The following is a 24381-nucleotide window of genomic DNA, read 5'->3' on the forward strand; positions in this document are numbered from 1 at the left end:
AATCGATCCAGGAGTGACGATCAACGATGGCAGTCAAGCTGCGCCTCACCCGAGTGGGCAAGACCAAACAACCTCAGTACCGCATCGTGGCGGCCGACGCACGTTCGCCTCGCGACGGTCGTTTCATCGAGATCCTCGGGCAGTACAACCCGCGCGAGGAGCCCTCGCTGATCAACGTCGACAACGACAAGATCGTGAAGTGGCTGTCCGAAGGGGCACAGCCGACCGAGCGGGTCGCCAAGATCATCAAGATCTCCGGCGCACAGGAGCAGTTCGAAGCTGCCAAGGCCGCGTCCAAGTGAGCGACGTCGCACCCACGGCCGTTGCGGTCCTGGAGCACATCGTCAAGTCGATCGTCGACGATCCCGACCAGGTCACGGTCGAAGTCGACGAGTCCGGCCAGCGCACGGCGCTGAACGTGCGTGTCGGTGAGGGCGATCTCGGTCGCGTGATCGGACGTCGCGGGCGCACCGCTGCGAGCATCCGCACCGTCACGCGTGCTGCGGCCAGCAAAGACGATGTCGAGATCGACATCGAATTCCTCGACTGAGGCCGCCCATTTCTTCGCAGGCCGCTGCTTCGAGAGGCCCGAAGCCGCCACCCGACGGGTGGTTGTCCGTCGGTCACCTGCGCCGGCCGCACGGTCTGCAGGGTGACATCTTCGTCCAGTTGACCACCGACCGACGCGAGCGAGTGGTGGCCGGTGCGCAGTTCCACGCGCGGGACCGTCTGATCACGGTCACGTCGAGTCGCGTGCTCGGCAACGGTCGGATCATCGCTCGTTTCGACGTGTTCGACGACCGCACGCAGGCTGAACGCTGGACCAACGTCGAGTTGTTCGCCGAACCGATCGACGACCCCGATGCGCTGTGGGTCCACGAGATGATCGGCAAGCAGGTCGTCGACCAGCACGGCGTCGCACGCGGGACCTGCGTCGTGATCCTCGCGAATCCGGCGGCCGAGATCCTCGAACTCGAATCCGGGGCGCTCGTCCCGACGAACTTCGTCACGTCGATCGACGGTGACAGCATCCTCGTCGAGGTCCCGGACGGACTGTTCGAACTGATCGAGGACTGAGACGGGGCGACGTGCGCATCGACGTCTTCTCCATCTTCCCGTCGCTCGTCGACGGATTCTGCTCCGAGAGCCTGCTCGGCAAGGCACGGTCGAACGGCCTGCTCGACCTGCGGTGCCACGACATCCGGGAGCACACGACCGACGTGCACCGCACGGTCGACGACGCACCGTTCGGTGGGGGCGCCGGCATGGTGATGAAGCCGGGCCCGATCTTCGAGGCGGTGGAGGCTGCGGATCCTCCACGTCCGCTGATCCTGTTGAGCCCGGGCGGGCGTCGCTTCGACCAGCGCGCCGCCGAGCGGCTCGCGGCGCTGGCAGACCCACCCGGTGTCGACGATGGGAGCACAGGGCCCCGTCCGGGTGGTTCCGACGACGTCGTGCGTCAGGGCGGCTTCAGCTTGCTGTGCGGCCGCTACGAGGGCGTCGACCATCGGGTGGTGCGCCACCTGGTCGACGAGGAGATCAGTGTGGGCGACGTCGTGCTCAGCGGGGGAGAGGTCGCCGCGTGCCTGGTCATCGAAGCCGTGACCCGCCTGCGAGACGGAGCGATGGGCAACGCGGTGAGTCCGATCACCGAGAGTTTCGGCTCGACCGGGTTGCTCGAGGAACCGCAGTACACGCGTCCGGCCGACTTCCGCGAGTGGTCGATCCCCGACGTCCTGCTCAGCGGAGACCATGGCCGGATCGAGCGCTACCGCATGGCTCAGCGCCTCCACCGAACGGTCCGGGAACGTCCCGATCTGATCGAGGCGCGCGGTGGTGTGACGGCCGAAGAGGCCCGGCTGTTGGAAGAGTTCCCCGCGGACCCGTATCATTGACCGGCCTCTCCCGAGAGGGAGTGCCACGCCAGCGACCCGACGGTTGCGGGCCCATTTCGATCCCCAGCAGGTAGCCGCCATGCAATCCACCGACTTCATCGACAACGATTCGCTCCGCGACGACATCCCCGACTTCCAGGCCGGCGACGAACTCAAGGTCCACGTGCGCGTCATCGAGGGCGGCAAGGAGCGCATCCAGGTCTTCCAGGGTGACGTCATCGGACGCCAGGGTGGGGGCCTGCAGGAGACCTACACGGTCCGCAAGCTCAGCTACGGCGTCGGAGTCGAGCGTACGTTCCCCTTGCACGCACCCACCGTGCAGAAGATCGAACTCGTCAAGCGCGGCGACGTGCGCCGGGCCAAGCTCTACTACCTGCGCGATCGCAAGGGCAAGGCTGCCAAGATCCGCGAGAAGCGCGACTTCTGATCATCCGCTGATCGGATCGGTGCGCTCAGCCGCACCCTCTCGGCCCGCCACGGGCCCTCGTCATCACCTCACGACGAAGGGTCATCATGCGCGCCACTCCCCAGCAATCACCCGAACCGGCTTCCGGCGTCTCGCCGCGAGAAGGACCGGGCGTCGACCGGTCGAACATCGCCCGTGGCAGATGGGGTGAGAATCTCGCGGCGGCGTACTATCGGCGACTCGGGTACACCGTGCTCGACCGCAACTGGCGATCCGCGACCGGCGAACTCGACCTGATCGTCGAGCTCGACGGCGTCGTCGTGTTCAGCGAGGTCAAGGCCCGACGCACCGATCGCCACGGGCCCGCAGCGGCGGCGGTCGGGCCGACGAAGCAGCGCCGCATCCGATTGCTTGCGCTCGAGTGGTTGGAGCACAACCGTCCGACCCGCACCGGCATCCGCTTCGACGTGGTGGCGATCACCGGGACCGAGGTGGTGTTGATCGAATCGGCGTTCTGACCGACGACGATGCGTCGGGTCGGGCGCTCCGTCGTCGCCCGGACGTCCGTCAGCCGAGGAACGCCCAGGCCACCAGAGCCACTGCGACCAGCACCCCGGCCACCACGAAGACGTAGTCGCTCGGCTTGGCACGGAACTTGCGGTACGGATTGAAGCCCACCCGCGCAGTATCGCAGTGCCCCGACGCCGCCACACGGTTCCACCGACGGTCCGACGAGCCGGATCACGTGTGACCGGCGCCGTTCGCCGGTCGGCGAGGCATGCCCGCAGCTGTGTCGCCGGGTTCGTTAGCCTCGGGTGCGATGAATCGTGCTCGATGGTCGACGTGGTGGAGGGGTGTCCTCGTGGCGACGGCCGTCGTCGTGATCCCCTCTGCGCCGGCGTTCGCCACACCGGGCGTCCCCGATCCGCCCCCTCCCGTCGTGCCCGACCCGCCCGACCCGAGCGTCCCTGCGCCCGAACCCGAGGTGGTCAGCGACCCGGGGTCACTGATCCAGGCACCCGCCGGATGCCGAGTTCCGGCGCCCGCCGACGTGGCGTTCGTCGGTACCGTGCTCGCCAAGGACGAGTTCGTCCAGAAGGGCACCGTCCGGTACCGGATCGACCAGTTGCGGGCTGGAGATGCATCCCCGTTCTCCGTGGACGGCGTGATCGACGTCCGCTACGGACCCGACTCGCAGTACCTCGACGTCGACTCGCAGTACCTCGTGTCGGCGGCGGTCGACCCTCGCATCGCAGTCCTGGGGTCCAAGGTGTCGCCCGAGACGTTGTTGTTCGGTGGTGACGCGGTGGTCGGCCTCGACGACACGGAGATCGATTGCCCCGTCATCGACGATCCGGTCATGACGCTGAACCTCGACGGAACGCCGATCGATTCGGGGCTGTTCACCCCGCTGTTCGAGGACCGCAAGCTCCTCCTCGCCACGATCGGCGTCCCGGCCGCGATCGTCGCACTCGCGCTCGTCGGGCTCGTGCTGCTGCGTCGGGCGATGGACGTCGGCTTCCGCGGGATCTTCACCCTCGCACGCGCCGCCGTGACGCCGAGCCGCGACCACCGTGCGGCACGGGTCCGGCACCATCGGTCCGAGATGGACGCCGGTGACGAGGACGTCGACGACCTCACCGACGACGAACTCGTCGATGCCTGAGTCCGGTCACAGGGCGACGATCGTGCAACCGAGATCAGCGAGCGCGGAGGCGGCCCGGTCGTCGGGTGCCAGGACGACGACCGAACCGCCCGACCCCGTGTAGTTGACCGATGCGCCGTTGCCCCGGGCCACGTGGACCATCTCCACGTGCCGGGGGTCGAGGCGGTACACCTCGGCGCGCTGATCGAAGGTGGCGTCCATCGCGGCGCCGAGTGCCTCTGCGTCGTGGCGGGCGATCGCATCCGCTGCCGATCGAGCTGCATCGGCCGCAGCCGTCATCGCCCGGTCGAAGCTCGCGGCGGTGACGTCGACCCCCTCGTGCACGGATCCGCTGTCTCCGGCGGTGCCGTCCCGACACGCGATGAACAGGCCGTCGGGGATCGGGCCGAGCCGACGGTACGACCCGACGTCGAGGCCGTGTTCGGTGTGCGTGTGTTCCACCCCGAACTCCATCGCGACGGTCCCGCCGAGTGTCTGGACGACCCGGTCCTGCAGCCCGGCGGAGATGCCGAGCAGGTCTCGTTCGGCGACGAGCGCCAAGGATGCGACCAGCTCGGGCCGGTGGAGCAGTTCTCGAGCCCACGGATCGTCACGGTGAGCGGCGATCATCGTCCGGATGGTCGCGATCACGATGGCGCTCGAACCGGCCAGTCCCAGCGAACGGGGGATCGTGGTCGAGAACCGGAACTCGTGGGGTGACACGTCTGCACCGACGTACCGGTGCAGTGCAGTCAGTGCTGCGTGCGCCAGTGGAGCCGCTCGATCGTCGTGGTGCGGTTCCATGCTGCGCCGCTCGATCCAGTCGGAGACTTCGCCGACGGATCCGAACCGCTCGGAAAATCCCTCGAAGTCGAAGGCCGGGCCTGCCGTGGCCGACACCGTGGCGGCGAGCGAGGGGACCACGGTCGCCACGACGGCGCCGCCGTGGGCGTCGGACGGGTTCCCGGCGAGAGCAGCTCGGGCCGAGACCGAGGCGGAGACGGAGGCGGACGGCATCGGTGTGGAATCCTGGCATCCCGTCGCCCTACGTTGCACACATGCAGGTCCGTCGAGCCACCCGATCCGATCTCACCCAACTGTGTGTCACGGCCGTGCGGGCATTCGGGGAGGATCCGGTGATGCGGTGGTTGTACCCCGACGACGACGACTACTTCCGCCCGAGCGGCGAGGTCATGCGCGGCGCGATGGTGGGGTGGATCGAACATCGTGAGGTCTGGTGCACCGACGACTGCGCTGCGCTCGCCGTGTGGATCCAGCCGGGTCGACCCGAGATGCCCGACGACGGCCGGGCGGCCGATCCGCCACCCCCGGCCGACCTGCTCGACCGCTTCGGGATCATCGGACCGCTGATGGCCGAGCACTCACCGCACGAGGACCACTGGTACCTGCAGTTGCTGGCCACCCATCCGGACTGGCAGCGCCAGGGGATGGGCGCAGCGTTGATGGCGCAGAAGTTCGCAGAGGCCGACGCCGAGGGAGTCGTGTGCCACCTCGAGACCGAGACGCTCGTCAACGTGGCCTACTACCGACGCCACGGCTTCGAGGTGCACGCCGAGTTCGACATCCCCACCGGTCGACACCAGCACCGGTTCTCGTCGTTCGGTGGCGACCCGGCCACCGAGATCGGCCCGCACATGTGGGGCATGTCGCGTCCGCCCCGCTGAGGTCGGTGTCGGGGTCAGGCGCGCCGGCGCAAGGTCAGGCGCGAGCGGCTTCGGCCCGGGCCCGGAGGTCGCTCACGGCGTGTTCCAGGCCCTCCGGGTCGCGGTAGAGGGCGCTGCCGGCGATCAGCACGTTGGCCCCGGCTGCAGCTGCGCCGGCGATCGTGTCGGGGCCGATACCGCCGTCGACCTCGATGTGGACGTCGTCGGCACGACCGACGGCCTCGAGCATCGCCTGGACCTCACGGATCTTCGGTTCCATGGTGGGGATGTACGCCTGGCCGCCGAAACCCGGGTTGACGGTCATCACCAGCACCATGTCGACGAGGTCGAGGACGTGCTGCACGGCCGAGGCCGGCGTGGCCGGGCTGAGGGCGACGGCTGCGGTCGCGCCCAGATCGTTGATGTTGCCGCACGTGCGGTGGAGGTGGGTACAGGCCTCGGCATGGACGATCAGGCGGGAGCATCCCGCTTCGATGTAGTCCTTGGCCATCACATCGGGCGTGTAGACCATCAGGTGGGCCTCGAACGGCACCGAACAGTGCCGGCGTGCCGACCGGATGACGTCGGGTCCGAACGTGAGGTTGGGGACGAACTGTCCGTCCATGACGTCCCACTGGATCAGGTCCACTCCGGCCGCTTCGAGCGCCGCGACCTCCTCACCGAGCTTGGAGAAGTCGGCGGGCAACACCGACGGCACGATCATGACGGGGCGCTTGCTCGCGGGGTCGCTCATCGCCGAGCACGCTAACCGCGGGCGCACCCTGCGACGAAGGTCCAACGTGTCGGCCGGACGGTCAGTGCGGGTCGGCGTCGGACGACGGGGTGTTCCAGTCGTCGTCGGCGTCGTCCCAACGGTCGTTGCGCGACTCGACCTTCGCCCGCCAGTTCTCGGCTTCGGCCCGCGAGTCGTAGGGCCCCAGCGTGTCGTCACCCTTGCCGCGCTCCGACGCCGGCACCGCCCGTTGCGCGGTGAGGTCCCAGTACCACTGTTCCGACTCGGTCATGGTCAGAGTCTGGCACGATCCGTACGCTGCAGGGATGTCCCTGATCGAACCGTTGACCGTTCGCGCCGAACGGATGGTGGCCGGCGGCGACGCCATGGCCCGACTCGAAGACGGACGCGTGGCGTTCGTGACGGGTGCTCTGCCCGGTGAAGAGGTCGAGGTGGAAGTCCGCAACGATCGCAAGGACTTCGTGAAGGCCACCGTCACCGAGGTGCTCGAACCGTCGCCGGATCGGGTCGTGCCCACGTGCCCGCATCGCCGTGAAGGATGCGGCGGCTGTGGCTGGATGCACTTCGACACCGATGCGCAGATCGCCGCCAAGGTCGGCATCGTGTCCGAGTCGTTGCGTCGCGTCGGTCGCTTCGACGCCGACGAGGTCGAGCGCGTCGTCGCCGTCGGCGGCGCGGTCGATCCGTACGGGTACCGGACGACGATCCGACTCGTCGGGATGCCCGGCGGGGGCGTGGGCTTTCGCGAGGAACGCAGCGACGAGGTCGTGCCGATCGACCACTGCCAGGTCGCCCACGAGAACCTGTCGCAGGTGTTGCGCAGCGTGTCGGTGGCGCCGGGGGTCGAACTGACCCTGCGGACGTCGGCCGCCACGAACGGTGTGACGGCCCGATGGACACGCCCGGAGGACCGCAAGCGTCGCAACGAGAAGCGTCGTTCGAACGCACCCGCCGGCGAATCGGTGAGCGGACTGCCGGCCGACGTGCACATCGGCGATCGTGCCTTCCTCGTGGAACAGGTCGACGGCGTGAACCTCCAGGTGTCGGCACCGTCGTTCTTCCAGGCCGGCCCGGCGGGGGCCGAGTTGCTGGTCGACGCCGTTCGACGTGCGGCGCCCGAACTCGCCGACGCCGACCACGCCGTCGATGCGTACGGCGGTGTCGGGTTGTTCGCTGCGACGGTGATGCGGTCGGCGCGCCGGGTCACGCTGATCGAGTCAGCGAGGTCGTCGTGCTTCGACGCGAAGGAGAACCTGAAGCACCGCGCCGGACAGGGGGACAAGAGCGTCGAGATCGTCCGGTCCGACATGGGCGACTGGAAGCCCGGGGACGACATCGACCCGATCGACGTCGTCGTGGCCGACCCTGCACGGCCGGGGCTCGCGAAGCCCGGCGTGGCAGCCGTGATGCGGATGGATGCCCCCGTGGTCGTCCTCGTCAGCTGCGACCCGGTGTCGTTGGCCCGTGACGCCCGACTGCTCGTGGACGAGGGGTACCGGATGGAGTCGGTCGAGGTGTTCGACCTGTTCCCACAGACCCCGCACGTCGAGTGCGTGACGCGCTTCGTGCGGAACTGACCGCCGTGGAGACGGTTCGCGACCAGGAGTCATCCGACCCCCCGGGCCGTTCCGTAGAAGAGCTGATGCATCGTGAACTGGAGAGCGCTTCGGACTTCGCGCTGATCGTGTCGATCGGTCGGTTCAGTCAGGACGCCCTGGCCGAGGCGTACCGTCGTCACGCAGGAGCGGTGTTCGGTCTGGCGAAGCGTCTCCTCACCGACCATGCGCGCGCCGAGGAGATCGTGCAGGAGGTGTTCGTCCGCCTCTGGAACGAGCCGGACCGCTTCGACCCCGAACGCGGCACGCTGCGCAGTTTCCTGCTCGCGAACGCCCACGGACGTGCCGTCGACGTGATCCGCTCCGATGCGTCGCGCCGACGGCGTGAGGAACGCGAGGCGTCTCAGACCGCAGCGGCCGGCTACGACGTCGCTCGCGAAGTGTGGGACCTCGCCCTGGCGAGCCACGTGCGAGAGGCGATGCACGTGCTCCACGAGGGTGAGCGTGCAGCGATCGAACTCGCCTACTTCGGCGGGTTGACCTACCGGGAGGTCGCAGACCGCCTGGACGAGGCGGAGGGAACGGTGAAGAGTCGGATCCGGTCCGGGTTGAAGAAGCTGCGAAACGAACTGATCAGCAACGGCGTCTCGATGGGATCGGGCGCCTGATGAACGAGAATGGGAAGTCCATGGGTGACCAAGGCGAGACGGGCGACACCTACGAACTGGACGAACTGCTCGGCGTGTATGCGCTCGACGCGGTCGATGCCGAGGAACGCCGCAGGGTGGCGGACTACCTGAGCGTCAACCCGAAGGCCGCAGCCGAGGTGCGGGACCATCGCGAGGTCGCCACGATGCTGGCCTTCACCGGCATGGACGCGCCCGCCGAGCTGTGGTCGAGGATCGCCGCCGAGATCGACGCCGAGGCTCCCGCACCCGGCCCGGAACTCGCGAAGGTCTTCGCTCTCGAGGCACCGCAGATGCCGACACCGGATCGGCTCGCGCCCGAGCGGCTCGCGCCGGACTCGGCGACCTGGGCGGGTCCGGATCGTGCACCCGTCGACGGATCGTCCGCGTCGCGCACGCCGGGCGTCCGGTCGGGACCCGACCGACGGCGTCGCTCGTCGAGCGTGTGGATCCTCGGTGCCGCCGCGGCCGTCGTCCTCGCCGTCGCCGGGGCGGTCGTCGTGATCGGATCGCGTGGCCCGGCCGCGCAGGATCCGATCACCGAGGCCTACGTCGCGGCACTCGCGGCCCCGGGGTCGGTGCAGGCAGAGTTGGTCGCCGACGGCTCTCCGATGCGCGCCGTCGGCGTGATCGACGCGTCGGGCCACGGGTACGTCGACGCAGCTGCGTTGCCCCGCCTGTCCGCCGACCAGACCTACCAACTGTGGGGCGTGCTCTCGGCGAGCGGCGACGTCGTGTCGCTCGGCATCCTCGGGGGCGATCCCGGGATGGAGAGCTTCACGGTGCACACCGATCTGTCGGCCCTGGCGATCACGATCGAGCAGTCACCCGGCGTGATCACCGACGGCAACGCCGACGGTGCATTCGTCGGCGCCATCACCTGATCCGGCCGTTCCACGTCGGCACCCGGGCCCCCGAGCGGGTTCGATCTCGTCGGATCCGGTCCGGCATCCACCGGCTTGCTCGTACGATCGCCCCGTGATCGACGTGACGTGTTCGCCCGAAGTGAGTGAAGCGCTGCGGGAGCGTCGCCCGGTCGTGGCGATGGAGTCGACGATCTACTCCAACCTCGGTCTTCCCGCTCCCGCCAACAGTGAAGCGCTCGACCGTTGTGTCGCTGCCGTACGAGCGCACGGTGCGGTCCCGGCGGTGACGGCGGTGCTCGACGGCGTGGTTCGAGTCGGGCTCGAGGAGTCCGAGCATCCGCGCATCCTGGGTGCCGCCCGCAAGGCTGCCGAGCGCGACGTGCCCGTCGCCGTCGCCCAGGGTTGGGAGTTCGGGGCCACGACCGTGTCGGCGTCGGTCGCGATCGCAGCAGCAGCGGGCGTCGCCGTCTTCGCCACGGGCGGACTCGGTGGCGTCCACCGCGGCGCAGAGCGCACCGGTGATGTGTCGGCCGACCTCGATGCGCTCGCCCACCATCGAGTCGTCACCGTGTCGGCCGGCGCCAAGGCGTTCCTCGATCTGCCCCGCACGCTCGAATACCTCGAGACCGTCGGCGTCCCCGTCCTCGGCTGGCAGCACGACTGGTTCCCGGCGTTCTACACGCGCTCGTCGGGGTTGCCGGTGGCGCACCGGGTCGAGTCCGCCGCCGAGGTGGCAGCGATCTTCTCGAACCTGACGCGAGCTGCGTCGGGGCTGCTCGTCACCGTGCCGATCCCCGAGGACGACGAGCTCGACGCCGAGCACCTCGGAGCGGTCCTCGACCGTGCGCTCGCCGAGTGCGACGACGCAGCGATCACCGGTGCTGCGATCACCCCGTTCGTGCTGGGCCGGATCAGCGAAGCGACCGCAGGTGGCAGCATCCCTGCGAACCTCGCGCTGGCTGAGAACAACGCCGGCGTCGCCGCACAGATCGCCGTCGCCCTGTCCGCCACCTGAGTCGGTCCTTCTGGTTCAGAACCAGGAGGACCGACTCAGGTGGTCAGGCGGGCGATCTTCGACGGGAGCGCCGCGAGGAACGCGTCCTGGCGGGACACGTCGTGGGCGTCGATGCCGTAGTAGGCGAGCCAGCTGGTGCGTGTGAGCGGGTGGCACATGGTGCGCAGGCTGCGGAACAGCACACGCTTGCCGCCTTCGCCCTGGAGCGCATTGATCCGCTTCGGTGATCCGTGCGACGTGACCGCGATGATCCGACGAACGTTGCGCAGCGCTGGTCTCAGCCGATCGGCACCCTCGGGGAGTTCCCAGGCGACACCTGATGCCCAGACCCGGTCGACCCACCCCTTCAGCATCGCGGGCTGACCCGACCACCACGTCGGATAGACGAGGAGGAGTGTGTCGCACCACTGGAGGTCGTCGGCATGCTCGCGGAGTTCGTCGGGAACACCGGGCTGCACGTGTGTGCGGTGTTCGTCGGCGGACAGTTCGGGAACGAACTCCTCGGTGTACAGGTCGTGGAATCGGACCTCCGCACCCGACTCGGCGAGCCCCGCCTGCACCCGGGTGAGCGCAGCGGGGATGAACCCGTCGGCGAGCGGATGGCAGTGGATCAGGAGCACCCGACGGCGTCGGGCGGAACGACGGCGGCTCACAGCTCGCTCATCTCCCGCTCGACTCGCGCAGCGAACTCGGTACGGGCCTCGTGGCTCGCGCTGTCGATCGCGTAGAAGCCGAGCCACCGTCGCTCCACGCGCCACCCGCACGACAAGCGCAGCGCTCGCATCAGCGTACGGCGGCCGTTGTCGTTGACCGCCCGCACGTACCATTTCGGCGACCCGTAGGTCGAGATGCCGACGAGGTGACGGACGTCGGTCAGATTCGGTCTGACCTTGCCGGTTCGTTCGTCGAACCGGAATCCGACGCCGGGCACCATCACCCGCTCCAGCCACCCCTTCAGCACCGCCGGCAGCGCACTCCACCAGGTCGGATACACGAACACGAGGGCCTCGACGGAGCGGACCAGGTCGATCTGGGTGCGGACCTGTGGGTCGAGCACGGGCTCGTCACCGTGGTAGGCGGCTCGCTCCTCGCGTGACATCGCTGCACGGAAGCCGATGGCGTACAGATCGACCACCTCGACCTCGTGGCCCGCCGACGCGAGTCCGCTCGCAGCGCGCCGGGCGAGTTCGTGCGAGAAGCTGTCGGGATTCGGGTGGGCGAGGACGACGGCGACACGCACGGCGATGCCTCAGACGACCGGCGGCACGTCGCCGACCGGTTCGAGATCGGGGGAACGAAGCGTCCGGATCTGCATGATCGCGACGATCACGAGCAGGATCGCGAACAGGACGTTCGAGACGACGTCGCTGATCGACCGGGCGATGAGTCCGCCGAGGACGGCGCACGGGATCCCGGTCGCCCCGATCGCCACGGCCGCTCGCAGGTCGGCGTTGCGATTCGTGCGATTGCGGATCGTGCCGACGAGCGAGGACGGCACGATCACCGCGACCGAGGTGCCCTTCGCCACCACTGGCGGGACACCGAACAGAACGACCATCGCCGGGATCATCACCACGCCGCCACCGATCCCGACCAGACCCGAGAGCGTGCCGGTGACGAATCCGATCGCGACGAGAGCGAACGCACCGACGACCGAGAGGGTCTCGCGACCCATCGCGTCCTCGGCGACGAGGAGTCTGATCGCCGTGAGCAGGATGACGGCGACGAAGATCATGGTGAGCGGCCGCTTCGGGACGATCTGCAGCAGATGCGTTCCGGCCAACGCTCCGAAGATCGCGCCCGCCGCGAGACACCCGGCGACCGGCCAGTCGACGTGGCCGCCGAACCAGTACGTGACGAGGCTCGCCGATGCCACCGGGAGCGTGGCCGCGAGCGACGTGCCGTGCGCCAACTTCTGCTCCATGGCGAGCATCGCGATCAACGCGGGGACGATCACCACCCCTCCGCCGATCCCCAGCAGTCCGCTCAGCAGACCCGTCAGGACACCGATCACGAGGCCCTGCCACGGGAAAGAGGTCCATGTGATGGCCGACCGACGATCCATCGGTTGCGTCCTCGTGCCGTTCACGCGGTCACCTTATGGGTGACCGCGGAACGACACGCGATTCAGGCGTCGACCTTGATCCGCACCGGCCCACGTCGTTCCGACACATCGGCGTGCTCGGCGACGATCGCGACGATCTGGTCACCCGCGACCTCGTCGTGGGCACACAGCAGATCGGCGATCTCGTGCAGGGCGGTCCGGTACTTCAGGACGAGCAGGTCGGCGCGTGCGGCACCTTCGACCATGTATGCCTCGGCAGCCTCGCGACTCGCTTCGTCACCGAACACCTTCGCGACGAGGTTTCCCGCGCCGGGCACCATCGCCGCTTCGAGGCTGAGGAGCCCCGGACCGTTGCCGAGTTGGCCCACGAGTTGGCATGCGAGGTTGGTCGCCATGGCGAGGTCGGAGCTGATGCCGCTGCTCGCCTCGCCGTACTCGAGTTGTTCGGCGGCGCGACCGGCGAGAGCGACGCAGATGAGGTCCTTCGCATCGGTCGGCGTGCGCAGGAAGCGCTCCTCGCTGTCGCCGTGCGCCACGAGCCCGAGTGCGGAGGAACGACGCAGGATCGACGCGACCTTGACGTCGCGCCGGGTCAGAACCGCCGTGAGAGCATGGCCGGCCTCGTGGAGCGCGATCCTCCGCCGCTCGTCGGGGTGGTAGCCCATCTCGTGGGCCACTCCGACCTCGGTGACGAGTTGTGCCGACAGGACGTCGGACCGGTCCATCTCGGTCCGGCCATTGCGGAGTGCGATGATCAACGCCTCGTCGAGGAGCTTCTCGATCCGCACCGGCGTGTACCCGGCGCTGAGGTCGGCGATCAGTTCCCCGGTCACCTCGACGGTGTGGGTCTTGCGATCGAGGTAGTAGTTCGCGATGGCGAGCCGATCGGCGCGCGGTGGGAGGTTGAAGCCGATGGTCCGGTCGAAACGGCCGGGGCGCAGCAGCGCCTTGTCGAGGTCGGCGGCACGGTTGGTGGCCGCGACGATCAGGATGTTCGCGAACGGAGACCTCGGGTGCTTGAGACGACGGTGTGGCGGCAGGTGCTTGTTGATCCAGTCCACGCCCTTGGCCTTGATCTTGTCCCGAGGTGCGGGGAGGGCGAAGCTCTGCATCTGCACGAGCAACTCGTTGACGATGCCGGCGGAACCCTCGCTCATCGACGTCCCGTTGCCCATTCCCGAACGTGCCTGTCCGATGGCGTCGAACTCCTCGATGTACCCGATGGCACCGCCTTCCTCGCGGGCGGCCTTGCGCAGTTGCTTGAAGAAGGTGCGGATCTTCTTGTTCGTCGCGCCGTAGTACATCGACTGGAACTCGGAGGCGGAGACGAAGTGGAACGGCACCCCGGCCTCGGCGGCCATCGCCTTCGCGAGGTGCGTCTTGCCGGTGCCGGGAGGACCTTCGAACAGGACGCCGCGACGGGCCTTGCCGCCCATCACGCGTTCGAAGGTGTCCGACGCGAGGAACAGGTTCATCGAGTCGATCGCTTCGCGCTTGGTCTGATCGGCGCCGACGACGTCGTCGAGTCGGACGTCGGAGTCCTCGGCCCGGAGCACCGTGTGCGGCGACCGGCCGTGACTCAGCATCGGGATCAGGATGGCGCAGCCGAGCACGGTGATCAGGCCGACGGCGATGATGATCTCGGGGTTGCCCTTGAGCCACCCGGGGATGCCGGGTCGGACCGGATCGTCCATGGCGACTCGGTAGGCGAAGTAGACGAAGATCGGGGCGAGCACGTAGAGCTTGCGACGGAGTCGGCGCTGGCGGACCTTCTCGCGATTCGCATTGGCGTCGATGTCGTCTCCCGACAGCATGACGCCGGTACTGAGCTTCGTGATGTCCATGAGGACTCTCCTTCGAGGTCGTGTTCGAGGTGCTCGTCGCCCCCACGGCGACACCACCGAAGGTAGTGCGACAACACCCAGCGTGAGGGGTGCGGGTGAGTCAAGGCTTGGTCAAGAAACCGACCGGGACGCCGAGGCGGCGACTCGACGTCGGACGGTCACGACCCTGCGTGACGGGGTTGACGAAGCCTCGCGTCCAGCTTGAGAACGCCGCGTACCGACCGCATCCGAACGGTGTCCACACCGGATGACAGACGGCAACCACCGACCGCGCGCACTCGGACGTCACATGGGGGCTGTCAAACGGTGTCAGACACCATTTGACAGACGGCGAGCACCGACCGGGTGCGTTGGACGAGTGCGGCCACGACGGGGTCGAGATCGTGATGGATGCGAGCTCGTTCGAGGTACTGCAGACGGCTGGGTCGTGGAAGGTGGGCGATCGTGGAGATCTCGTCCAGGGTGAGTCCGGCGGCGGTGGCCACGAGCGTGTGTGCGGTACGGGCTTGCGCCGTCGACGCCACCTCGGGACCCGGGCGTCGAGCCAGGTCGACCGCTGCAGCGACCTCGACATCGGATGCGACGACGACGTCGGGGCATCCCGAGTCGATCTCGCGAGCCGACTCCACGAATCGTTCGAGTCGACGCCGGTCGGATCCGAAGCGGGCGAGCACGTGGTCGGCCCGCAGCCACGGCTGGTCGTGCCGTTCACCGAGTGATGTCGCGAGTCCGGACCACGGATACTCGGCGAGACGCCGTTGCCAACCGAGGTCGACCGGATTCGCATTGATGTAGCGGAAAAACCACGTCAAGTGGGCCTCGGCACGGATCAGCACGGAGTGGAATCGGCCGCGGAAGATCGCTCCGTCGACGCCTCGGCGGGAGTTCACGCCGAGCGTGAACGCCGCACCGAGCCACTTCATCGCAGCGGAGACGTCACCATCCCGCGAGCGCACGAGCAGGTGGTAGTGGTTGCCCATCAGGCAGTAGGCATGGACCTCGACGCCGAATCGGGCGTCGAGTTCGGCGAGCAGATCGACGAACACCGCTCGCTCGTCGTCGTCTCGGAACACGATCCGACGGCCGGCGCCGCGGTTCATCACGTGGTGCCAGCATCCTGGAGCGTCGAGTCGCAGAGGTCGTCCCATCACCTGATCATGACGACGGGGTACTCCACAGTTCTGCGACGCCACACGGTGGCGGACACCGGATGGTTCGGACGAAACCTGTCAAACGGTGTCTGACACCGGATGACAGACGCCGGTTGGTTGTCAGCCGAGGCGGATGGTGGAGATGCCGCCGTCGACGGGGACGATGGCGCCGGTGGTGAACGCTCCGGCGCGGCTCGCGAGGAAGATCACGGTGCCGGCGATGTCGGCGGCGCTGCCGATGCGCCCTCGAGGCACGTTGCCCTCCACCATGTGGCGGCTGTCCTCGTCGGCGAGCATGTACGCCATCATCTTCGACTCGAAGGGGCCTGGTGCGATGGAGTTGACGGTGAGGTTGCGACGCACCAGGTGCCCTGCGAGATGCCGCGCGAGCATCTGGATCCCCGCCTTGGACGCCGAGTAGCTGTAGTTGTCGCCCGCGGGAACTCGGATGCCGTCGATCGATCCGATCATGATGACTCGGCCCGGATCCTCGGGGGTGGCGTTGCGTTCGAGCTCCGGCAACAGCTCCTGGGTGAGCATGAACGGGGCCTTGACGTTGATGTCCATCACCTTGTCGAAGCCCGCTTCAGGGAACTCGCCGAGTGGCGCTCCCCACGCCGCCCCGGCGTTGTTGACGAGGATGTCGACCGAATCGGTGTGCTCGCGCAGCGTCGACACGAACGACGCCAACCCCGCTTCGTCGGCCAGGTCGGCGGGGATCGACCTGCAGGTGGCCGAGTCGGACATCGCATCGAGTTCGGCCGCGGCTGCGTCGCAGTCAGCGGCCTTGCGTGCGGTGATGAACACGTTCACACCGTTGGTGACGAGGCCGGCGGCGATCATGTAGCCGATGCCACGCGAGCCACCCGTGACCACGGCCGTCTTGCCGACGAGCCCGAACAGGCTGGCGAGGTCGAGGTCGTTGGACCCGGCGGATCGGTAGTTGGTGTCACTGCTCATGGTGCGTGTGTACCCCGCCGGACCCGACCGTTCCGAATCGGCTCGGTCGGTGACCGACCGCGCCCGACCGGCTCCTGCTCTCGAGCGGACGTGGTGCTGCGACGGGATCGGCCACGGGTGAGGCATGCTGGAGAGATGAGTGACGAGAACACGACCACCCTGGAGGTGCATCGCACCGACATCGGCCGGACTCGGCTGGTCGAGGAGGGCGGCGACGTCGGTGAAGGCCAGGTGCGTCTGAGCATCGACCGGTTCGCCGTCACGGCCAACAACATCACGTACGCCGTGTTCGGCGAGATGCTCGGCTACTGGGACTTCTTCCCGACCGCCGATGCCGAGGGTGGTGCGGACTGGGGCCGCGTGCCCGCGATGGGTTGGGCAACGGTCGTGGAGAGCCGCAGCGAGGAGATCCCCCTCGGTGGCCGCTACTACGGCTGGTATCCGATGGCATCGCACGCGGTGTTCACGCCGATGGCGACCAACGACGGATTCCGCGACGACGGCGCGCACCGCGCGGCGCACGCACCCGTCTACCGCGCCTACGTCTCCGCCGGGTCCGATCCGATGTACCCGTCGCCGACCGAGGGTGTCGACGGTTCGCTCGACGATGCAGAGGATCGTCACGTGCTCTTGCGTGGCCTCGGGCTGACGGGATTCCTCGCCGAGGAGTTCTTCGCCGACGGTGGCGGATCAGGCGAGTCGTACTTCGCCACGAACCGCGTCGTGGTGTTGTCGGCGTCGTCCAAGACCGCACTGGGCTTCGCCGACCGGGCGGCGCGGCGTGACGGCATCGAGGTCGTCGGCGTCACGTCGGCGGCCAACCGGGACATGGTCGTGGCCACCGGTCTGTACGACGTCGTGGTCGGCTACGACGAGATCGACACGCTGGCGACCGACGGAGGAGCGGTGTCGATCGACATGGCGGGCAACCCGACTGCGCTCGCTGCCGTGCACCACCACTTCGGTGACGGACTGGCGTACTCGATGACGGTCGGCCGGAGTCACCACGACGCCGAGGCATCGCCCGACGGGGAGATGACGGGACCGACGCCGCAGATGTTCTTCGCTCCCAGTGAGGTGGGCCGGAGGATCGAACAGTGGGGGCGCAATGAATACGGTCGCCGGTGCGCCGACGCGATCGCCGGGTTCGTCACCGGCAGCCATGCATGGCTCGAGGTCGAGCACCGGTCGGGTCCCGACGGTGCCAAACAGGCGTGGGCCGACGTCCACGCCGGGTCGGTCGCTCCGAGTATCGGGCTCGTCGCACGAATCGGAGGTGCCCGATGAACGCCGACACGCGCCTGCTCGACGCCCTTCCGACGCCGCCCGAACGACGTCTGGCCGTACGCGTCACCCCGGATGCGCTGCGTCGCATCCGTGCGCGACACCCGTGGGTGTACGACCGCTCGATCGAATCGGTCAATCACGACGACGGCGCACCCGGCGACGTCGGCATCGTGTTCGACAAGAACCGCAAGTTCGCCGCCATCGGCCTGTGGGACCCGAACTCACCCATTCGACTCCGGATGCTGCACGTCGGCGACCCGGTCACGATCGATGCAGCATGGTTCGGCGCGCGGATCGCCGAGTCGGTGGCTCGACGTCAGGTGATCTTCGACCGTCACGTCGGCAGTGGCCGAGCGGTGCACGGGCCCGGTTACCGCGCCGTCAACGGAGAGAACGACGGGCTCCCCGGCCTTGTGGTCGACGTGTACGACCACGTCGCCGTCGTCAAGCTCTACAGCGAAGTCTGGTTCCCGCATCTCCGTGGGGTCGTCGACGGCGTGTCGGCTGCCTCGAAGGCCGACACGGTGGTCCTGCGTCTCGCGCGCAACCTCGCCGAGCGCGCGACGTTCGGGCTCGACGACGGTGACGTGATCGTCGGTGAGTTGCTCGACGGGCCGGTTCTGTTCAGCGAGGGAGACCTGACCTTCGAGGCCGATGTGCAGCACGGACAGAAGACCGGGCACTTCCTCGACCAGCGGGCCAACCGGATGCACGTCGGGCGCCTCGCGGGCGGCAAGCGAGTGCTCGACGTGTTCGCCTCGACGGGCGGCTTCACCGTCCACGCAGCCGCCGGCGGTGCGGTGTCGGTCCACGCCGTCGATGCATCCGGGCCGACCCTCGAGGTGCTGCAGCGCAACCTCGACCACAACGCCGACGTCCCTGCGATCCGCGAGTGCAAGATCACCACCAATGTCACCGACGCCTTCGACGCGCTCGGCCAGTTGAGTCGGGCGGGGCGCAAGTTCGATCTCGTGGTCGTCGACCCGCCGTCCTTCGCCCAGACCGCTGCGACCGTCGGCCGAGCGCGCGCCGCCTACGCCAAGCTCACCAAGCTCGCGATCGGTCTCGTCGAGGACGGCGGGATCCTGATGCAGGCGTCGTGTTCGAGTCGGGTGACGACCACCGACTTCTACGACACCGTCACCGAAGCCGCCGAGGAGCACGGAGCGACGTTCACGGAGTTGCGTCGCACCGGCCACGACGTCGACCACCCCGTCACGTTCGACGAGGGCGAGTATCTCAAGGCCGGCTACTGGCGGGTCGAACCCGGGTACCGCGGTCGGCGATCCTGAGCCGACCCCGCCGACGGGTTCGACGTCGGCGACCGGCGGGTGGTGACCTCGCAGCAGGTGACTCCGGCGTTCGAACGCCTGTTCTGTCGGGGTAGAATCCCGGGATGACCGACGTCGCTGATCCCGCTGTCGAACCGTCCGACAAGCCGTCGAGACAGGCCGTCACGAAGCCCGCCTCCGTCGCACAGGACCTGTCCCTGCTGCAGGGCGACATCCAGGCGTCGAACTACGGGGTCGGTGAGGACCGCCGGTTCGAGGTCGTGTCGGACTGGCAACCCGCCGGAGCCCAACCGGCAGCGATCGAAGCACTGTCGAAGGGTGTCGACGAGGGCCAGCGATTCCAGACGCTGCTCGGCATCACCGGCTCGGGCAAGTCCGCGACCATCGCGTGGACCATCGAGAGGACCCAGCGGCCGACGCTGATCCTCGCCCCGAACAAGTCGCTGGCGGCACAGTTGGCGCAGGAGATGAGGGAGTTCTTCCCGAACAACCGCGTCGAGTACTTCGTCTCCTACTACGACTACTACCAACCCGAGGCGTACATCCCGTCGAGTGACACGTTCATCGAGAAGGACTCCTCGGTCAACGACGAGATCGACCGCCTCCGTCACTCCGCCACGGCGGCGCTCCTGACCAGGCGTGACACCATCGTGGTGGCCTCGGTGTCGTGCATCTACGGCATGGGGAACCCGGAGGAGTACCGGGGCCATCTGCTCGACCTCAACGTCGGCGTCGACTACGACATGCGCTCGATCCTGCGTCGCCTCGTCGACATGCAGTACGACCGCAACGACATGACCCTCGGCCGTGGCAACTTCCGGGTCCGTGGCGACACGATCGAGGTGCACCCGGCGTACGAGGAGAACGTGCTGCGCATCGAGATGTTCGGTGACACGATCGAACGGATCACCACGATCGACACCGTCACCGGCGAGAACCTCCGCACCCTCGAACGCGCCTACGTCTTCCCCGCCACCCACTACGCCACGTCCGCCGAACGGCTGCAGACGGCGATGGCCAAGATCGAGCAGGAGTTGCAGGTCCGGCTCAAGGAGTTCGAGGAGCAGGACAAACTGCTCGAGGCCCAGCGCCTGCGGATGCGCACGTCGTACGACCTGGAGATGATGGGCGAGGTCGGCTACTGCAACGGCATCGAGAACTACTCGATGCACATGGACGGACGCGAGTACGGCGAACCTCCGTTCACCCTGCTCGACTACTTCCCCGACGACTATCTGCTCGTGATCGACGAGAGCCACGTGGCCGTGCCGCAGTTGCACGGCCAGTACGCAGGTGACCGCAGCCGCAAGGACATGCTGGTCGAGCACGGCTTCCGTCTGCCGTCGGCCCGCGACAACCGCCCGCTCACCTTCGAGGAGGTGCTGGGTCGGGTGAACCAGGGCATCTTCGTGTCGGCCACCCCGTCGGAGTACGAGACCCGGGTGTCGACCAACCTCGTCGAGCAGGTGATCCGCCCGACCGGCCTGGTCGATCCCGAGGTGATCGTCAAGCCGACCAAGGGCCAGATCGACGACCTCATGGAGCTGGTCAACGGACGCATCGCGATGGGGGACCGGGCGCTCGTCACGACCCTCACCAAGAAGATGGCCGAGGACCTGACCGACTATCTGCTGGAGCAGGGCCTCCGGGTTCGGTACCTGCACTCGAACATCGACACGATCCAACGCATCGAGATCCTCCGTGCGCTGCGCCTCGGTGAGTTCGACGTGCTCGTCGGCATCAACCTGCTGCGAGAGGGCCTCGACCTGCCCGAGGTGTCGCTGGTCTGCATCCTCGACGCCGACAAGGAGGGGTTCCTCCGCTCCGAGACGTCGCTGATCCAGATGATCGGGCGCGCCGCGCGCAACGTCGACGGTCAGGTCGTGATGTACGCCGACAAGATCACGCCGTCCATGACCGCCGCGATCGAGACCACCCAGGAGCGCCGCAAGTTGCAGGTGGCGTACAACGAGGAGCACGGCATCAACCCCGAGACGATCCGCAAGGCGGTGGGGGACATCCTGTCGATGCTGCGTGGCACCGACGATCGTGCGCCGGTGCCGGGCAAGGACCGTCGTCGCCAGCGCGAACGCGACAAGGTGCAGAACGAACTCAAGAACCTGCCCCAGCAGGAACTCACCCGCCTCATCCAGACCCTGGAGGAGGAGATGCACGCCGCCTCGGCCGACCTGAAGTTCGAGTACGCGGCCAAGCTGCGTGACGAGATCAACGACCTGCGTCGCCAGGTCGTCGACGCCGGCTGACGGCGCCGGGCCGACAGGGGCTGCGCCTACGCTGCTCGGCCATGGTCGAGATCCACACCCTGGCCGAGTTCGACGGCCATGTCGATCGAGTGCGGTCGCTGGACGCGACGGTGGTCCAGGGCGTCGACCTGTCCGACCGCACCCACGAGATCCTCCGCCTCTCGTGTGTGGGCGGGACCTTCCTCGGTTGCCGACTCGTCGGCGAAGCGCTGGAACACGTCGTCGGCGGCGGTGCCGTCGTGTTCCCTCGGCTGCCCGACGTCCCGTTCGACCCGTATCGGCCGCACCTGTACCGGCAGGGCGAGCTCCTGGACGGATGGGTGCCCGGCGACTCGGCATCGTTCGACGACGACGCCCTGGACTCGCGCATCTACGCGTGGTCGGCGCGTCACCCGAAGGGCCGACCGGCGCCCGTGCTCGACGCCCTCGCCCAGCGTCTCCACGATCACGCGATCGACGATGCGCTGGGTGCCCATCTGGACGGCCACTCCGATGTGGTCGCCGTGATGGGCGGGCACGCAATCACCCGACGCGACCCGGCGTTCCGTCTCGTCGCCGATCTCGGTCGGGCGATGACCCGCGAGGGGTGGCTCGTGGCGACAGGCGGTGGGCCCGGAGCGATGGAGGCCGCGAATCTGGGGGCGTGTCTCGCTCCGTACCCCGATGCGGCACTCGACGATGCGCTGCGCCTCCTCCGTGACGAGACCGACTACCGCAACACCGACCCGTATCTACGCGCGGGGGCGTCGGTGCTCGATCGCTTCCCCGACGGAGCCGAGAGTCTGGCCGTGCCGACCTGGTTCTACGGACACGAACCGACCAATCAGTTCGCCACACACGTGGCGAAGTACTTCGCGAACTCGATCCGCGAGGACGGGCTCCTCGCGATCGCGACCCGTGGCGTCGTCTTCTCATCCGGGTCGGCCGGGACCACGCAGGAGGTGTTCCAGGACGCCACGCAGAACCACTACGGCGTGTTCGGCACCGTCAGCCCGATGGTGTTCCTCGATCGGACATTCTGGAACGACACGCTGCCCGCCGAACCGCTGTTGCGCACCCTCGCAGGTGAGCGGCCGTACGCGGCGATGATCGGCTCGGCCGACACCGCCGAGGAGGCGATGGCGTTCCTGCGCGCACACCCGCCCGTCGAGATCTGAACGACGGGTCCGTCGACGGCGTCCGACACCGGAGGGTTCAGTCGAGGCCGTGCTCGACGGCGTAGCGCACGAGGTCGCTGCGTCGACTGAGGTGCAGCTTGCCGAGGATGTTGCGTACGTGATTCTCGGCCGTCTTCGGCGAGATGGTCAGCTCGGCCCCGAGTTCCTTGTACGTGTGGCCCCGTGCGACGAGTTGGAGCACTTGGCGTTCGCGTTCGGTGAGCGGGTTCGTGTCGGCCGACCTGGACATCCGTCGGAACTCGCCGAGGACCAGCGCGGCGAGCGACGGGGAGAACACCGGCTCGCCCGCAGCCGCGGCGATCAGCGACGTGCGCACGTCGGCGATCGGCGAGTTCTTCAGCAGGTAGCCGGCCGCACCTGCGGCCACGGCGTCGAGCAGGTCGCGTTCGGCTTCGCTCACGGTGAGGATGACGATCGGGCAGACCGTGGCGCACGCCTGCACGACGGCGAGGCCACCGCCACGGGGCATGTGGAGGTCGCTCACGACGAGGTCGGGCAGACGAGCGTTGATGACGTCGATCGCGCCGTCGGCGTCGTCGGCCTCACCCACGACCTCGAAGCGGTCACCGAGTTCGTTGCGCATTCCCGACCGGACGATCTCGTGGTCGTCGGCCAACACGGTCCGGATGGGTGGCAGGGGGGTGCCGGTCGACGCGTTCACCGGCTCCACACTCTCACCTCGGCGCCGGCACCCGGCGCACTCACGATCTCGGTGCGTCCTCCGACGGCGCGGACGCGTCCGACGATCGAGCCGTCGAGACCCTGGCCACGGTGGACCGTCACCGGGTCGAAACCGGCACCGTCGTCGCGCACACTCGCGAAGATCTCCCCGTCGTCGTCGGTTTCCACGTACACGACGATCGACCCGGCTGAGGCGTGCTTGATCGCGTTGGTCACCGCTTCGCCCACGGCCCCGGCCACGGCCTCCTGTCCGGCACGACCGACGCTGCAACCGACGTCGACCACGTTGACCGTGACCGACACGTCGTGGTGTCGACTCGCTCGCTCGACGGCGTGCCTCACCCGACCTTCGAGGTCGTCGGCGGGCAGCGCCGAGGCGCCGAACAGAAAACGGCGCAGGTCGCGGTCGGCGTGTCGAGCGGCGAGCGCGAGTTCGGGGTCGTCGGCTCCGGTCCGTCGCTCCACGAGCGCGAGGGTCTGCAGCACGGTGTCGTGCAGAACGAGCGCCACGTCGTCGCGTGCCCGCTGGTCGGCGATCTGCCGTTCGACCCGTCGCAGCAACCGTGCGAACCATCCGAACAGGGCGCCGGCGGTGGCGAAGAAGATCGAACTGGCGACGATCGAGAACACGTGGCGGAGCGACCACGGCCCGAATGCGTTCAGTTCCGCAGCCCACAGTTCGGCGAGCCCGATCAGCGCACCGAGCGCGGCTGCGATCCACGGCCCGAACGCGATTCCGGCGGTCGCCAGCGCGATCAGCGGATACTGCGTGGCCAGGCTCTGTGACGTCTGGAAGACGTGCCCCGGGTCGAACACCCACCCGTCGACGGCGCTGAGAGCGAAGGCGAGGCCGACCTCGACGGCCGCGAAGGGTCTGGACATCACACGCGACGGGGCGTTGCGCACGGCCACGGTCGCGACGATGCACATGATCAGGACGGCGAGCACGCACGACCACGCGACCACGGGCTGGCGCAGTGCGGTGCCGGGTCCACTCGGGTCGTTCGCGAGCGGGTCGTCGACGTCGCGATTCCCGGCCACCACGACCACCCCGAGCATCCACAACCACGTCAACCACCGCGCTGCGGCGAGTGCACGCACGAGGGTGACGCCGGTGGGGAAGACGCGCGCTGCGTCGGGCGTCGGCCCGGCCGCGTCGACCGACGTCATCG

At 68.2% G+C, this 24381-nt stretch carries 27 protein-coding genes; 16 read left to right on the forward strand and 11 right to left on the reverse strand.

The genetic code is table 11. The features are described 5' to 3' along the window. Window positions 1–26: 26 nt before the first annotated feature. From rpsP to ABJK40_RS17860, 7 genes are all read left to right on the forward strand, one after another. The gene (gene rpsP / locus ABJK40_RS17830) at window positions 27–302 is read left to right on the forward strand and encodes a 30S ribosomal protein S16 (RefSeq protein WP_348480108.1); all 276 of its coding nucleotides are present in this window, start codon (window positions 27–29) and stop codon (window positions 300–302) included. After that, window positions 299–550, forward strand: a complete 252-nt coding sequence (locus ABJK40_RS17835) for a KH domain-containing protein (RefSeq protein ID WP_348480109.1) — start codon at window positions 299–301, stop codon at window positions 548–550. Before rpsP ends, ABJK40_RS17835 begins: the two co-directional genes overlap by 4 nt. 62 nt (window positions 551–612) lie before the next feature. Then, entirely contained in the window at window positions 613–1077 is a 465-nt protein-coding gene (locus ABJK40_RS17840; RefSeq protein WP_348480110.1) for a hypothetical protein, read from the forward strand. 11 nt (window positions 1078–1088) lie between these two features. Continuing rightward, window positions 1089–1895, forward strand: a complete 807-nt coding sequence (locus ABJK40_RS17845) for a tRNA (guanine(37)-N(1))-methyltransferase (RefSeq protein ID WP_348480112.1) — start codon at window positions 1089–1091, stop codon at window positions 1893–1895. 79 nt (window positions 1896–1974) lie between these two features. Next, window positions 1975–2322 carry a 50S ribosomal protein L19 gene (gene rplS, locus ABJK40_RS17850; RefSeq protein ID WP_348480113.1) on the forward strand — a complete coding sequence of 116 codons (348 nt, stop codon included), beginning with the start codon at window positions 1975–1977 and terminating at the stop codon, window positions 2320–2322. 86 nt (window positions 2323–2408) lie between these two features. Then, window positions 2409–2819, forward strand: coding sequence for a YraN family protein (locus ABJK40_RS17855; RefSeq protein ID WP_348480114.1), 411 nt, complete (start codon window positions 2409–2411; stop codon window positions 2817–2819). Between the two features lie 302 nt (window positions 2820–3121). Beyond that, window positions 3122–3967: a hypothetical protein gene (locus ABJK40_RS17860; protein ID WP_348480116.1), complete on the forward strand. Its 846-nt coding sequence runs from the start codon at window positions 3122–3124 to the stop codon at window positions 3965–3967. A 6-nt stretch (window positions 3968–3973) separates the two neighbouring features. On the opposite strand, the gene ABJK40_RS17865 is transcribed toward ABJK40_RS17860, so the two are convergent. After that, entirely contained in the window at window positions 3974–4963 is a 990-nt protein-coding gene (locus ABJK40_RS17865) for a hypothetical protein (RefSeq protein WP_348480117.1), read from the reverse strand. A 41-nt stretch (window positions 4964–5004) separates the two neighbouring features. On the opposite strand from ABJK40_RS17865, the gene ABJK40_RS17870 reads away from it, so the two are divergent. Further along, window positions 5005–5631, forward strand: coding sequence for a GNAT family N-acetyltransferase (locus ABJK40_RS17870; protein WP_348480118.1), 627 nt, complete (start codon window positions 5005–5007; stop codon window positions 5629–5631). A gap of 34 nt (window positions 5632–5665) precedes the next feature. Here the strand turns inward: ABJK40_RS17870 and rpe are convergent, their stop codons facing one another. Continuing rightward, window positions 5666–6364: a ribulose-phosphate 3-epimerase gene (gene rpe, locus ABJK40_RS17875; protein WP_348480120.1), complete on the reverse strand. Its 699-nt coding sequence runs from the start codon at window positions 6362–6364 to the stop codon at window positions 5666–5668. Between the two features lie 61 nt (window positions 6365–6425). Beyond that, the gene (locus ABJK40_RS17880; RefSeq protein ID WP_348480121.1) at window positions 6426–6635 is read right to left on the reverse strand and encodes a hypothetical protein; all 210 of its coding nucleotides are present in this window, start codon (window positions 6633–6635) and stop codon (window positions 6426–6428) included. Window positions 6636–6669: 34 nt separating this feature from the next. On the opposite strand from ABJK40_RS17880, the gene ABJK40_RS17885 reads away from it, so the two are divergent. The 4 genes from ABJK40_RS17885 to ABJK40_RS17900 all read left to right on the forward strand — a co-directional run bounded on the left by ABJK40_RS17885 (window position 6670) and on the right by ABJK40_RS17900 (window position 10487). Beyond that, window positions 6670–7941, forward strand: coding sequence for a TRAM domain-containing protein (locus ABJK40_RS17885; protein WP_348480122.1), 1272 nt, complete (start codon window positions 6670–6672; stop codon window positions 7939–7941). A 65-nt stretch (window positions 7942–8006) separates the two neighbouring features. Beyond that, window positions 8007–8588 carry a sigma-70 family RNA polymerase sigma factor gene (locus ABJK40_RS17890; protein ID WP_348480123.1) on the forward strand — a complete coding sequence of 194 codons (582 nt, stop codon included), beginning with the start codon at window positions 8007–8009 and terminating at the stop codon, window positions 8586–8588. Window positions 8589–8608: 20 nt separating this feature from the next. After that, window positions 8609–9490 (forward strand): anti-sigma factor, encoded by an 882-nt coding sequence (locus ABJK40_RS17895; RefSeq protein ID WP_348480124.1) that lies wholly within the window; start codon window positions 8609–8611, stop codon window positions 9488–9490. 94 nt (window positions 9491–9584) lie between these two features. Next, window positions 9585–10487, forward strand: coding sequence for a pseudouridine-5'-phosphate glycosidase (locus ABJK40_RS17900; protein ID WP_348480125.1), 903 nt, complete (start codon window positions 9585–9587; stop codon window positions 10485–10487). A gap of 35 nt (window positions 10488–10522) precedes the next feature. Here ABJK40_RS17900 and ABJK40_RS17905 read toward each other — a convergent pair whose 3' ends face one another. The 6 genes from ABJK40_RS17905 to ABJK40_RS17930 form a co-directional block, all read right to left on the reverse strand. Beyond that, window positions 10523–11140, reverse strand: a complete 618-nt coding sequence (locus tag ABJK40_RS17905; protein ID WP_348480126.1) for an NAD(P)H-dependent oxidoreductase — start codon at window positions 11138–11140, stop codon at window positions 10523–10525. Beyond that, window positions 11137–11727 carry an NAD(P)H-dependent oxidoreductase gene (locus ABJK40_RS17910; RefSeq protein WP_348480128.1) on the reverse strand — a complete coding sequence of 197 codons (591 nt, stop codon included), beginning with the start codon at window positions 11725–11727 and terminating at the stop codon, window positions 11137–11139. Before ABJK40_RS17910 ends, ABJK40_RS17905 begins: the two co-directional genes overlap by 4 nt. Before the next feature lie 9 nt (window positions 11728–11736). Continuing rightward, on the reverse strand, window positions 11737–12576 hold the full coding sequence (locus ABJK40_RS17915) for a sulfite exporter TauE/SafE family protein (RefSeq protein ID WP_348480129.1): 840 nt from the start codon (window positions 12574–12576) through the stop codon (window positions 11737–11739). A gap of 38 nt (window positions 12577–12614) precedes the next feature. Next, the gene (locus ABJK40_RS17920; RefSeq protein ID WP_348480130.1) at window positions 12615–14396 is read right to left on the reverse strand and encodes an AAA family ATPase; all 1782 of its coding nucleotides are present in this window, start codon (window positions 14394–14396) and stop codon (window positions 12615–12617) included. Window positions 14397–14695: 299 nt separating this feature from the next. Beyond that, window positions 14696–15544 carry a transposase gene (locus ABJK40_RS17925; RefSeq protein ID WP_348480131.1) on the reverse strand — a complete coding sequence of 283 codons (849 nt, stop codon included), beginning with the start codon at window positions 15542–15544 and terminating at the stop codon, window positions 14696–14698. A 123-nt stretch (window positions 15545–15667) separates the two neighbouring features. After that, the gene (locus ABJK40_RS17930) at window positions 15668–16507 is read right to left on the reverse strand and encodes an SDR family oxidoreductase (RefSeq protein WP_348480132.1); all 840 of its coding nucleotides are present in this window, start codon (window positions 16505–16507) and stop codon (window positions 15668–15670) included. A 135-nt stretch (window positions 16508–16642) separates the two neighbouring features. Between ABJK40_RS17930 and ABJK40_RS17935 the strand changes: the two genes are divergently transcribed. The 4 genes from ABJK40_RS17935 (at window position 16643) to ABJK40_RS17950 (ending at window position 22507) form a co-directional block, all read left to right on the forward strand. Next, window positions 16643–17794, forward strand: a complete 1152-nt coding sequence (locus ABJK40_RS17935; RefSeq protein ID WP_348480133.1) for a DUF2855 family protein — start codon at window positions 16643–16645, stop codon at window positions 17792–17794. Then, window positions 17791–19086, forward strand: a complete 1296-nt coding sequence (locus tag ABJK40_RS17940) for a class I SAM-dependent rRNA methyltransferase (RefSeq protein ID WP_348480134.1) — start codon at window positions 17791–17793, stop codon at window positions 19084–19086. The genes ABJK40_RS17935 and ABJK40_RS17940 overlap by 4 nt, the downstream gene beginning before the upstream one ends. Before the next feature lie 104 nt (window positions 19087–19190). Beyond that, window positions 19191–21350 carry an excinuclease ABC subunit UvrB gene (gene uvrB, locus ABJK40_RS17945; protein ID WP_348480136.1) on the forward strand — a complete coding sequence of 720 codons (2160 nt, stop codon included), beginning with the start codon at window positions 19191–19193 and terminating at the stop codon, window positions 21348–21350. Window positions 21351–21391: 41 nt separating this feature from the next. Further along, window positions 21392–22507 (forward strand): Rossmann fold nucleotide-binding protein, encoded by a 1116-nt coding sequence (locus ABJK40_RS17950; protein WP_348480137.1) that lies wholly within the window; start codon window positions 21392–21394, stop codon window positions 22505–22507. A gap of 37 nt (window positions 22508–22544) precedes the next feature. Here the strand turns inward: ABJK40_RS17950 and ABJK40_RS17955 are convergent, their stop codons facing one another. Beyond that, a complete protein-coding gene (locus ABJK40_RS17955; RefSeq protein WP_348480138.1) occupies window positions 22545–23189 on the reverse strand; it encodes a response regulator transcription factor in 645 nt (214 codons plus the stop codon). Then, window positions 23186–24379 carry an ATP-binding protein gene (locus ABJK40_RS17960; protein ID WP_348480139.1) on the reverse strand — a complete coding sequence of 398 codons (1194 nt, stop codon included), beginning with the start codon at window positions 24377–24379 and terminating at the stop codon, window positions 23186–23188. The genes ABJK40_RS17955 and ABJK40_RS17960 overlap by 4 nt, the downstream gene beginning before the upstream one ends. Window positions 24380–24381: the final 2 nt, after the last annotated feature.

The organism is Ilumatobacter sp., assembly GCF_039969435.1.
In the GTDB taxonomy this organism is placed as follows: Bacteria; Actinomycetota; Acidimicrobiia; order Acidimicrobiales; family Ilumatobacteraceae; genus Ilumatobacter_A.